The following is a 10,865-nucleotide window of genomic DNA, read 5'->3' as shown; positions in this document are numbered from 1 at the left end:
GAGCTATTTCAAGTAGATATGACAAGCTAGAAAGGAATTATGCCAGCATGTTATCGCTGGCATTCATGTTAATGTGGCTACCGATGTATTGTTGAACACGAAATCTACAGCAAAGATCAACACGCCCTAGAAGTTGGCTATGAATTACAAGGTGGCGAAACTGAGGCAGACAAAAATAGGTTTTTTCATATAAAGCTTAATTGTAAAGACGTATCAAGAATGGATGAATTTCAAGATGCCCTTAAGGCAACTAGAAAGCTATTACACATGGCATCAGATAAAAAGCCACAGGTACTGTGGGATGATGTTAGCTTTCATTATTCTGAAAAGGCATACCCTACAATCCATGAAATAGAAAACTTGATGCGAAAGTTAATAACCAAGTTTATGTTAACTATTGTTGGTTTAGGTTGGACGAAAGAAGCTATACCAGAAGAACTAAAGAATTCTACAAGAACAAAACCTGCAGGTAATAATAATTATTTGTATGAAACTGATTTCAAGGATCTTTCAACTTTTTTGTTTGATGAGTATCGGACATTAGATATAAAGGCTTTGAATGAAAGAATTCGATCTTTAGAAGGTGAGAAAGACGAAGTTTCATTAGCTGAATTCAAAGGATTTTTACCTAAGTCTAATTGGGAAAGATACTTTAGAAAACATGTTGATTGCGAAAGCTCATACATTGAATCTCGCTGGGAAAGGCTTTATGAATTGCGCTGCAAAATAGCACATAACAATTTTTTTACTAAAGATGATTACGATAAAGTTTCAACACTTGTCAAAGAGGTAAAACCAAAACTAGAAGACGCCATAAAAAACCTCGATAAAGTGGAAGTACCAGAAGAAGAGCGTGATGAATTAGCTGAAGTCGTTGCAAGTAAAACGAACGCACTTTATGGTGAATACATCAACAAGTGGAAGTTTTTAGAGAAAACTTTGTTTGAGTTAGTTCAATCAGTTTCACCTGATAGTGATAGCAATAGGCTTAGGCATCGAACAGTGACTTTCATGACTAAAGATTTAGTAAATAAAGGTGTAGTTGATAAAGGGATTTATTTTGAACTTAAGGAAGCTAATCACATAAGGAACATGATAGTTCATGACTCTGGAAGTCAATTGACAAGTGAGGAGTTATTATATCGTATTGGTAACCTAGATAAATTACATGACTTCATCCTGAATATTAAAGTGTTGGATGAAGTTGACTCTTAACAAGTTGCTTAAACGGAATAAAAACAGTTGGTTATCGCTTCGCGATTTTAACCAACTGTTTTTATCCGCTTAGCAAGGCGTTATAACTATAGCGAGAGTTCAGTGGATCAATTCTTACAAGCAAAAGTACTTAAAGCAGATCTAGTATCTATTGATACTCAATTTACCGAAAATGGTATCGGTGATATGCCAAGTATGGTGCTTCTGAAACAAGGTCTTATATCTGTTGCGAATCTTTTTGACTTTGAAGTAACAATACGGCGAATGTATCAGCATCACCCAGAGTTAAACGAATTTTATCGAACATTTTCAAAAGAGTGTGAATTTGCAAAATATCTGCGTAATAAATTTGTGGGGCATTTGAAACAAGAGTTGGTTAACAAAGCTCTGGAGTGGAATCCTGAAATAAGGATGTTCTTGAACAAAATGGATGATCCTGCGGTTGCTTATTTTGTTAATCAGCAGATTTTAGAAACCGCGATCAATACTTATGTTGATGGCGAGCAAAAGCATAAGGTTTTTGATTCCGAAACGGATCTAAATTACCCGCCTAACAGTACAAGGTTTTTAAAATACCTTACCTTGGTTATCCGTTCATCGGCAGAATTTTTGAAAAAGTATATAGAAATTAGACAAACTGAAGTTCAAGATGAGATTGATGAAGCAAGTGGGTTAGAGGGAATGTTGAAGTTGGCAGGTGAGGCAGGGAAAACTGATTTCAACTTCATCAGAAAATAGTTATAACAAGGCATTTAAACGGAACTAAAACAGTGGGTTAGATTTCGCTTCGCTACACATTATAACCCACTATTTTAGTCCGCTTAATGCGGCGATACCGCAATCAATCATCTAAACTTTTCATAGCTTTACGGTAAACATCGCTACGTTCGCGTTTTCCGACTGCTAAGACGGTTACAATGATGACATCGTCTTCAACTTTGTAGACGAGACGGTAGCCCGATTGGCGCAGCTTAATCTTATACATGTTGTCAGCTCCAGAGAGTTTTGAAGCCGGAACATGCGGGTTATCTAAACGCTCGATTAGCTTTTTCTTAAATTGTTGTTGAAGCGTTGAGCCAAGCTTTTTCCATTCTTTGAGTGCGCTCTTTTTAAAGTCGAGTTTATAGGTCATCAATATTTACCGAAATACTCTCTTCAGATTCACGCTCTTTCGCAATAGTTAGTAGTTCAAGATCTTCGAGTCTGTCCATCATCATTTCGTACGCTTCGGCTGGTACGCAATAAAATGCTGGCTCATTTCGGTTCAGTACAGCAACAGGTTCACCGTAAGCACTAGTTGCAACTTTCATAGGGTTAGCTTTCAACTCAGTAATGCTTGCAGCAACATCGGCTAAAATTCTAGTGGTCATTTAATAGGTCTCTTAAGTGGTCTTTATTTTGGTCATTTTAGCCTCAATCAAGCGGTATAACAAGTTGCTTAAGATTGATTCGCAACACGTGGCATTTTTACTATGCGTTGGTTTATGTGTTTAAGGTATTATGCGGAGGCTAAGGTATTGGTTTGCTCACACCTTAGCAAGGCGTAAAGTGTCGATATCTTGGGATAATAGTTCTAGATATCTAATTCAAAATAGCTGCGTAAACCTTAATTTAGAGGCTCTTGAACCATGGTATTACTTATAGTTTGGTTGGCTATTTGGGTTTCTTCAGTCAAGCCACTTGCTTCTGTCGCCCGACGAACATACCGCATTAGAGTACAAAGTAGTTCGAATGGTTGGAAAAGTATTTTGTTTTTTATATTGGCTCACCTTACCTTTGTTCAACTATTTAGCTTTCCTGTAGATAGTTGGTTTTACTGGGTACTTCCAGTACTAAATGTTTTGTTTGTTATGCACATGCTCTTGCTCTTGGATTTGGTTCTAGATCGTTATAGTGTGGTTGATACTTCACGTTTTACCCATCGTTCAATTGCACCTTTTTTGGTGTCATGTAGTGCATTTATTGCAATGCTTTTCTACTCAGCTTATCTCAATGATGCAATACTGAGGGGAGTATGTATTGCTGCTCTCTCAATAGGTTTGACAGGGTTTCTAGTAACTTATAGAAATGTAAAATAGGGTCATACAGCTAACAGAGTATTTTAGGTTGATAAGAATCAACCCAACCAAACAGGGCGCCAATAACGGCGCCCTTTGTGTTAGTTGGAAACGCTATAAGTGTCGTAGTCGCGAAGTAAAAAGATCGCAATACAGGCTGCGAGCATTGGCCAAGAGGCGAAGAATAGTAGGTTGTTGAACGGGTCCATGTATTTTCCAAAAGAGGAAAAGGTTGAGCCTGCATGAAGGACTAAAATGGCTCCGTAGGTGTACTTTTTCCACATGCCTACAACGAATGCGCCTAAAAATCCGAGCTGCGCGACACCCAGAGCCATCATCGCATTGTTCGAGATGTCGATACCGTAAAAGCCAGACAGTACTTTTGTCGCGTGCTCAGGGACAAGGATCTTATCCAAGCCCCAGAACAAGAAGACGATAAAAATGCCGATTCTCAGCAGTAGTAGGCTAGTCGCCAGTTTGGTTTGAAGTGTCTTTTCCATGATATCCCTTATGATGCATTCAATGATGCGATGATTTAAATGTTCATCAAAGGAGACCCATAGCCTTCGCATTTTCTTTCGTTGTTTTTTAGTGCCTTATGTAACAAGGAATGTCTGATTAACCTTTGCTTATATAATAAGTCATTTTTTTGATGTGGTATCATTCACGCAGTTAACTGTTAATGGATATATAACGTGAAAAAATACCTACTATTATCGCTTTCGGTTTTAATTTTGGCTGGTTGTGGAGCCCCTCGTTACACTGGGAGCGCGATTCCAGAACCTACGACTGAAGTTGATGTTGTTATCGTTAAAGACGCTGAAACACGTGAAGGGTTTTTAAATACTATGGAAACGTGGCTGCAAGATAACGATTATACCTACACCGTCGTACCTGATAAGTCGAAGCACGATCTTGATAAGCTGACATTGGAGTATGAAGGCCATTGGAGCTGGGACTTAGCGTTGTTCTTAAAGCAAGCGGAGATCAATGCTTATCAGAACGGACAAAGAGTAGGTGAAGTAGAATTTAAAGTCCCATACACGGCTAACCCAAACAAATTTGGTAATGCAGCTAAGCGTATTGGTTTTATGATGGATACGGTATTTGGTAAGAAAACTGCTGAAGAAGCAACGAAAGCAGCTAATTCATCAGATTCAAAAGCGACGAACTAGTCTAATTAGTTTACTAACTTATACCTTTGTTCGCTTTCTATTTTTCTTTAAGCTCTGCTCGAATAGACGAATAGACGAATAGACGAATAGACGAATAGACGAATAGACGAATAGACGAATAGACGAAGATGTGAAGCCGTCGCTTTAAAGCTGCGGCTTCGCATCTTTTCATATTAATTAAAACTCTTGTCTGAAGTAATTTTTGCTAAACCAGCAATCAACTTCCAAAGCGTGTAGATCGCGGCAACAAGAAGAACAACATAGCCAATAACAAAAACGGCTGTTAGAGCGCCAATGATAGTAAGCACAATCGAAACAAAGAATGTTTTGGTGATGTTGTCGTAGTGATCCGCAAAGACAGTCCCTTGAGCATCGGACTTTTTAACGATGCCCCAAATACCACCTGCAAGAAAACTAATACCAGTAAAGAAGCCTAATAGCATTAACGCATACGCGATGATGGCATGAGTTTTTGCATTTTTGTCCTTCTCTGAGAGCCCCGTATTAATTACTTCAGTATTTTCCATGTGATTGATTCCTAGGTTAATTTAATCACGCACATGATACGGTATTATCTTGTTGATGGTCACGAATTAGTTGCTTGTTGCATATGTTACATGCTGCGTTGTGATGTGTTTGGTATTGTGTGTAGAGTGTATGTCTCACTGGGTCTTTGTTGATAAAAAAGACATTAACGAAAAGATTGATTGGAACAAAAATCACGCTGATAGCATGCTAGCGATTACGAGTAGTCATAAAACCAACCAAAACACGCGTCGATAATTTAAGTCACAAATATGGTAAAAGCCTGCCTGGGTGTAAGAGTGGGGAAACGTACCGTAAGCTAAAGTGACGCGTTGTACTAAGCATTATTCTGAACTGTATCTTCAGCGCTTATCCCATCGAACCTGTTTAAAGCTGCTCACATTTTGGTGTTGAAAAGGATGATTCCTCAACGTTATCGGACTCAAAATGCTGCTGCCTGAGTAAGCTGACAGTCAGGTTTATCGGCATCGGCTTATAAAAATAGAAGCCTTGGATATAGTCGACACCGAGCTTAGATAAGATTTTCACTTGGGATTCATACTCGACACCTTCGACGATGACTTGCATGCCTAAGGAGCGTGATAGTTGAAGCATGGACTCTAGCAAAGGGAGACCAAAGCTGGATTCGTCGGATATGTTTTTCACAAACACGCGATCGATTTTGAGAATGCTGAACGGGAACTGTCTTACGAAATCTAACCCTGCGTAGCCTGTACCAAAATCATCAATCGCGACTCTGACGCCCCTGTTCGATAGCTTGGTTAGGTTGTCTCTAATTTTGACCATGTCGGCATCAGAACATTCACCATATTCGGTTACTTCAAAAACCACCTGCTTGAGGATCTCAGGGTGTCTTTTAAAGATGCTGATCACTTTGTTAGAGAAGTTACTGTTAGACACTACGTTGCGGCTGATGTTGACGCTGATGTACTTTGAGTCGAACACATCTTGATTGCTTTTCAACGTCATTAATACTTTGCGCAGCACGAAGTAGGTGAGCTCCTCAATTAAGCCTAAACTTTCAGCAAGCGGAATGAAAATAGCCGGGGAGACGTTACCTTCAATTGGGTCGTTCCATCGTAATAGTGACTCACAGCCGACGATCTCATTGGTGTTTTGGTTAACGATAGGCTGCATGTGAACATGAAGGTGTTGGTTTTTTAGCGCACTTGAAAGCGAATATTCTAAGCTGCGTTGGCTCTGCTTTTTATGCTTGATGGAAAGGAGAATAATGGTGGTGATTCCGGCCATCAAAAAGCCAAACCATAAATAACTCAACATGAAGTGAAGATAAAACTGATACCCAATGTATGAGGTGATGGTCAATGGGTAGGTGTTTGATTGTATCCGCACCTTGGCGATTGATGAGTCAATATCGGTAGGGTGGATATCTCTTTTGATCACTTCAACTTTGGCCTGTATTCCATGGCTGCTCAGGTTTGTTTCAACAAGGTCATAGATGAAGTGTGGCGGAATCATCAGGCTCACTCCGGCATCTTCTTTGTTCGAGAAAATGAGCATGATGGACTGAACTTGCGTGATGGCCGAGTTGGAATACGACAGGGTTGTTAAATTCGGGTCGTCATTGAGTCGCTGCCTGATGGTGCTGTATAGGCGAAATGAAACGTCACCATCGGTGGTTGAACAGTAAAATCGGTTCTGTTTATTGAATACCGCTGCTTCTTTTACCCAATCGGCTTCAAAAACGTTTTGTCGAAGCTGTCTAACGATCGCGTCGCATGACTGTTCAGGTCTAACTTTAGATAAAAAACGGTCGAACCTTGATTGGATCCCTTCTAACCTGGTTTCGACTAACCTTGATGTGTCTTCGGTTAATGTTTGGTAGTGATGCGGTGTAAAAGGAATGAGCATTGCCATGGAAAAAAAGAAAGAAATGGCAAAGTAAAATGAAGTCTTGGCAATGTTTTGGTACTTGATATCCATAGTTGGAGAAGCGTTACCGATTTATGTGAGCATTCGATTTAATTTATAAAGTTAACGATTACGTAGCAATATAAATAATTAATATTGTGAATGCAGGCACGAATTATTGATATAAATAATATGTTTTCTAGTTTTACCAGCAAAATCTGAGCGTTATCTCATTTATTTGAGTTGGCGAGGCGTCATTTTTGATGATTTATGCGGATAACAAATGCTTATATCCTGATAAATTTTATTGTTATTTGCTCTGGCTGAATGAGCTGAATGAGCTGAATGAGCTAAATATTGAGCCACGTTTAAATAAAGTCACGACACGATTCGTTTTGGTGGTGGCAGCATAAAGGATGATTATGACAAAACTGATATCAGCACTCATAGCGGTGTGCTTCTCATTCTCTGCGTTGGCCTACGAAGGTGTTGTTGATTGCGAGAATGCGATGAATACCATCGAGATCAATCACTGTGCGGCAATTGAGTTGGAATCTGCACAAGCGGAGCTCGATAAATACCTTGCAGCCAGCTTTGAGCACAATGCTTATGATGCTCAGCTGGTGGCGTCAATTAAGAAGGCTCAGGAGAGCTGGCAGGCGTACATGACAGCACATTGTGACTCTGCTTACACCCAATGGCGTGATGGTTCTATTCGAGGGGTTATGGCGCTTTCCTGTAAGACGACGTTAACCAAGCAGCGCACGCATGAGGTGTGGGCGAATTTCTTAACCTACATGGACAGCACGCCTCCGGTTTTACCAGAGCCTTAATTAGCGCCGTAGGCAGGTTTAAAATACGTACAGGACTGTGCACCTGCTTCAACCTTTGGCGGGCGAATAAGAAAGCGATAGGGGATTGCCTTACTCTTTCGTTCTTAGTTCTTAGTCTCTAGCTTGAAGCATTACAGCTTTAAGTATTACCTAGTAAGGAATCGATTTTGAATAATGTCAGTATCACGCTTATTCAGCTTGAAGTTGAATACAAAAACAAACAAAAGAATATAGATTCGGTCTCTGATCTTTTGCAAGCGGAGCCGTCAGTCGGTGATATTACTTTACTGCCTGAACTGTTCACGACTGGGTATATTTTTAACGAGGCTGAAGAAATTCATGAATTGGCTGAAGACTTCGCCGACAGCAGTACTATTGATTCATTAACGCAGCTTGCAGCGAAGCATCACACCTTGATTGTTGCTGGTATTGCCGAGAAAGATAGCGGCCAATATTACAACAGCGTCGTGGTTGTGGATGCTTCCGGTTTACGACACAAATATAGAAAAATCAGTCAAACCAAATTCGATAAGCAGTATTTCTCGAGAGGGGAGGAACGCCTCTCGTTTGAGCACAAAGGCTTAAAGTTTGGTGTCGCGATTTGCTTTGATATTTGGTTCCCGGAGATCATGAGAGGGTATCAGTCGGTCGACGTTATTCTTCACCCTGCGGCATCATAGTTTTGCCATTGCTCAAGCGAGAGCCTTGGAGGAAGGGTGTCACATGGTTACTTGTAATCGCGTCGGGCAAGATGTGGTTAATGCGTTTACCGCGACTTATTGTGGTGGAAGCCGAGCCTACTCACCCAAAGGGGAGTTAGTGACTAAACTTAACGACAAGCAATCGGTAGAAACCGTGAGTATTCAAGATCCCTCGATTGCGCCGCAATACAATGGCGTCGATGTGTTAGACGAAATACAGCAAATCGCATCTGTGTTGAATCGCTAAGAAGATAAGTGAAGTGCATTAGGAGCGAAAAGGGCAAGGTTTTTTAACCTTGCCCTTTGTTGTTTAGATCTCTAAGAAGGCGCTTTAAATGGCTTTTACGCTGCTTCGTTCAACAAGAGTAGGTTCAAGTTCAACGACTTGCGGATAAGCATCTGGAGTTTGTAATCTGCTCAAAAGCGTATCCACTGCGGCTTTACCTAAACGATGTTTTGGCTGGTGGACAGTGCTTAACGCGGGTGTCATGTACTTCGACAGGTGGATGTCATCGTAGCCAATGATAGACAGATCATTCGGAATCGATGTGCCATCTTGCGCCGCAGCGTGAATCACGCCCATCGCCATCATATCGTTACTGACGAACAAAGCAGACGGCATTTCGCCACGAGTTTTTAATGTCTGATAAGAGTCAAAACCACCGTCACATTCAAAGTTGGATTCAACAATCCACTTAGGGTTGATCTCTAAATTGGCTTCTTCCATTGCTTGCTTGAAACCTTGATAACGAGACGAAGCTTGATTGCGGTGCAGTGGGCCAGTGATACAACCAATTTGAGAATGACCGTTATCAATCAGGTGCTTAGTTGCCATGTAGCCACCTTGGTGCGAGTTGTCTTGGATCTTATCGCTCGCAAACAACATAGGGCCCCAGTCCATGACCACAACAGGCAGTTCTGGGTAGCGCTCGAATACATCGATATGTTCGCCTTCAAGGGTAGAACACATCAGCATCAGGCCATCGACACGCTTTTGCAGCAAGGTATCGATAGAGGATTTCATGCGTTCGCTATCGCCTTCGGTGTTACACAAGATAAGGTTGTAGCCTTTTTCGTAGCAACGACGTTCAACGCCTTTTACCACTTCACCAAAGAATGGGTTGGTGGATGTGGTCACTAACATTCCCAAGGTTTTGGTTTGCTTCATTTTCAAGCTGCGAGCCAATGCAGAAGGCGCATAGTTGAGTTCTTTAGCCGCACTGTTAACACGCTCAGCAATCTCTTCACTGACAAAGCGTGATTTGTTGATCACGTGGCTCACGGTAGAAGTCGAAACCTTTGCGAGCCGTGCGATGTCTTTCATTGTTGCCATAAAAAATCCTTGTGGGAATAACCTTCCACGTTGGGCGATATTCTGCCTGAAAACAGGGGCTTATTCTTGTTATTTGTTGTTACCGAATTTGAAGGCTTACATCCGTTAACTACGGTTTAGCTCAGGAGTTAACCCTTCAAATAGGTATCAAGCTAAGCAGACAGTTGCTCTGCCAAAAACGCATCGGTTTCAGCACGGCTTGGAATCGACGTTTGAGCGCCAAAGCGAGTCACTGAAATGGCAGCGGCAGCATGAGCAAATTTAATCGCACGCTCAAGTGGCATATCTTCAAGCAAGCCTGTCACCAACGCGCCGTTAAAGGTGTCACCTGCGGCAGTTGTATCTGTTGCTTCAACACGGAAACCTGCGATTAATTCACCTTCGCTGGCTTCATTGCCTTGACCGCGATGACTCACCCAAACGCCTTTCGCGCCTAGCGTGATCATTACTGTTTCGATGCCTTTAGCATGCAGAGCCAGCGCAGCCTGATGAGCAGATGCGTTGTCCGTCACAGTAATGCCTGTCAGCACTTCTGCTTCGGTTTCGTTGGGTGTAATCACATCAACACAAGCAAGCAGTGAATCCGATAATGGACGAGCAGGAGCCGGATTAAGAATAACTTGAGTTCCACTCTCTTTTGCTACTTTTGCTGCGTATTCAATGCCTTCAATTGGCGTTTCAAGCTGAGTCAGCAAGTATTTAGCGCCGCGAATCTTCTCTAGATGTGGTTCGATTTGGTCGCAAGTCAGCTTGTCATTAGCTTCTGCAGAAAGACAGATGCTGTTTTCACCCGTTGCGGATACTTGTATCATCGCGATGCCAGTTGGCGTGTTGTCTGCCACGATAACACCGTCGATGTTGATGCCGTCTTTAGCGAAGTCTTGACGAATGTTGATGCCGAATGGGTCGTCACCGACACAGGCGATGAAGCCGATATCTGCGTTTAATCGCGCAGCAGCGACTGCTTGGTTTGCGCCTTTACCGCCAGGGATGACCTGATAGTTACCGCCAATCAAGGTTTCACCCGGACGAGGGAACGAAGGAACTTGCAGTACGTGGTCAGCGTTAACGCTACCTAAAACAATCAGTTGAGTCATGATACGAGCCTTATGATATATCGTATTTGAAAATGC

The 10,865-nt window shown here is 41.8% G+C and carries 11 protein-coding genes and 2 pseudogenes; 6 read left to right on the top strand and 7 right to left on the bottom strand.

What is annotated here, in order from left to right; all coding sequences use genetic code 11:
• The 3 genes and pseudogenes from F0229_RS17655 to F0229_RS17645 form a co-directional block, all read left to right on the top strand.
• Positions 1–95 (top strand): annotated as a pseudogene (locus F0229_RS17655) (IS5/IS1182 family transposase); the annotation flags it as partial.
• Between the two features lie 124 nt (positions 96–219).
• Positions 220–1,215: a HEPN domain-containing protein gene (locus tag F0229_RS17650; RefSeq protein ID WP_171733371.1), complete on the top strand. Its 996-nt coding sequence runs from the start codon at positions 220–222 to the stop codon at positions 1,213–1,215.
• A 102-nt stretch (positions 1,216–1,317) separates the two neighbouring features.
• On the top strand, positions 1,318–1,953 hold the full coding sequence (locus tag F0229_RS17645) for a hypothetical protein (protein ID WP_171733370.1): 636 nt from the start codon (positions 1,318–1,320) through the stop codon (positions 1,951–1,953).
• Between the two features lie 103 nt (positions 1,954–2,056).
• Here the strand turns inward: F0229_RS17645 and F0229_RS17640 are convergent, their stop codons facing one another.
• The 3 genes from F0229_RS17640 to F0229_RS17625 form a co-directional block, all read right to left on the bottom strand.
• On the bottom strand, positions 2,057–2,347 hold the full coding sequence (locus tag F0229_RS17640; protein ID WP_171733369.1) for a type II toxin-antitoxin system RelE/ParE family toxin: 291 nt from the start codon (positions 2,345–2,347) through the stop codon (positions 2,057–2,059).
• A complete protein-coding gene (locus F0229_RS17635; protein ID WP_004730320.1) occupies positions 2,337–2,585 on the bottom strand; it encodes a type II toxin-antitoxin system Phd/YefM family antitoxin in 249 nt (82 codons plus the stop codon). The genes F0229_RS17640 and F0229_RS17635 overlap by 11 nt, the downstream gene beginning before the upstream one ends.
• Positions 2,586–3,373: 788 nt before the next feature.
• Positions 3,374–3,772: a hypothetical protein gene (locus F0229_RS17625; RefSeq protein WP_017067715.1), complete on the bottom strand. Its 399-nt coding sequence runs from the start codon at positions 3,770–3,772 to the stop codon at positions 3,374–3,376.
• A gap of 195 nt (positions 3,773–3,967) precedes the next feature.
• Between F0229_RS17625 and F0229_RS17620 the strand changes: the two genes are divergently transcribed.
• Positions 3,968–4,447 carry an Sbal_3080 family lipoprotein gene (locus F0229_RS17620; RefSeq protein ID WP_017068825.1) on the top strand — a complete coding sequence of 160 codons (480 nt, stop codon included), beginning with the start codon at positions 3,968–3,970 and terminating at the stop codon, positions 4,445–4,447.
• Positions 4,448–4,620: 173 nt separating this feature from the next.
• Here the strand turns inward: F0229_RS17620 and F0229_RS17615 are convergent, their stop codons facing one another.
• Positions 4,621–4,974, bottom strand: a complete 354-nt coding sequence (locus F0229_RS17615; protein ID WP_017068500.1) for a membrane protein — start codon at positions 4,972–4,974, stop codon at positions 4,621–4,623.
• A 385-nt stretch (positions 4,975–5,359) separates the two neighbouring features.
• Positions 5,360–6,937, bottom strand: a complete 1,578-nt coding sequence (locus F0229_RS17610; protein ID WP_171733368.1) for an EAL domain-containing protein — start codon at positions 6,935–6,937, stop codon at positions 5,360–5,362.
• A gap of 350 nt (positions 6,938–7,287) precedes the next feature.
• Here F0229_RS17610 and F0229_RS17605 point away from each other — a divergent pair, with 350 nt between their 5' ends.
• Both F0229_RS17605 and F0229_RS17600 read left to right on the top strand, forming a co-directional pair.
• Positions 7,288–7,698: a lysozyme inhibitor LprI family protein gene (locus tag F0229_RS17605; protein WP_171733367.1), complete on the top strand. Its 411-nt coding sequence runs from the start codon at positions 7,288–7,290 to the stop codon at positions 7,696–7,698.
• 167 nt (positions 7,699–7,865) lie between these two features.
• Positions 7,866–8,646: pseudogene (locus F0229_RS17600) on the top strand (carbon-nitrogen hydrolase family protein).
• A gap of 84 nt (positions 8,647–8,730) precedes the next feature.
• Here the strand turns inward: F0229_RS17600 and F0229_RS17595 are convergent.
• Complete coding sequence (locus F0229_RS17595; protein WP_017064748.1) at positions 8,731–9,732, bottom strand: substrate-binding domain-containing protein; 1,002 nt, start codon at positions 9,730–9,732, stop codon at positions 8,731–8,733.
• 152 nt (positions 9,733–9,884) lie between these two features.
• Positions 9,885–10,829, bottom strand: a complete 945-nt coding sequence (gene rbsK, locus F0229_RS17590; RefSeq protein ID WP_017064747.1) for a ribokinase — start codon at positions 10,827–10,829, stop codon at positions 9,885–9,887.
• Between the last annotated feature and the right edge of the window lie 36 nt (positions 10,830–10,865).

It is taken from the genome of Vibrio sp. AIC-3 (genome assembly GCF_013114515.1).
Classification (GTDB): domain Bacteria; phylum Pseudomonadota; class Gammaproteobacteria; order Enterobacterales; family Vibrionaceae; genus Vibrio; species Vibrio crassostreae_C.
The sequence above is the reverse complement of the archived record's forward strand: the minus strand, read 5'-3'. Positions and strand labels throughout refer to the sequence as shown.

Bases quoted from the DNA above. Each gene is read 5' to 3' on its own strand.
- F0229_RS17605 (WP_171733367.1), top strand. From the start codon at position 7,288: ATGACAAAACTGATATCAGCACTCATAGCGGTGTGCTTCTCATTCTCT.
- F0229_RS17625 (WP_017067715.1), bottom strand. From the start codon at position 3,772: ATGGAAAAGACACTTCAAACCAAACTGGCGACTAGCCTACTACTGCTG.
- rbsK (WP_017064747.1), bottom strand. From the start codon at position 10,829: ATGACTCAACTGATTGTTTTAGGTAGCGTTAACGCTGACCACGTACTG.
- F0229_RS17650 (WP_171733371.1), top strand. From the start codon at position 220: ATGGATGAATTTCAAGATGCCCTTAAGGCAACTAGAAAGCTATTACAC.
- F0229_RS17640 (WP_171733369.1), bottom strand. From the start codon at position 2,347: ATGACCTATAAACTCGACTTTAAAAAGAGCGCACTCAAAGAATGGAAA.
- F0229_RS17615 (WP_017068500.1), bottom strand. From the start codon at position 4,974: ATGGAAAATACTGAAGTAATTAATACGGGGCTCTCAGAGAAGGACAAA.
- F0229_RS17635 (WP_004730320.1), bottom strand. From the start codon at position 2,585: ATGACCACTAGAATTTTAGCCGATGTTGCTGCAAGCATTACTGAGTTG.
- F0229_RS17610 (WP_171733368.1), bottom strand. From the start codon at position 6,937: ATGGATATCAAGTACCAAAACATTGCCAAGACTTCATTTTACTTTGCC.
- F0229_RS17595 (WP_017064748.1), bottom strand. From the start codon at position 9,732: ATGGCAACAATGAAAGACATCGCACGGCTCGCAAAGGTTTCGACTTCT.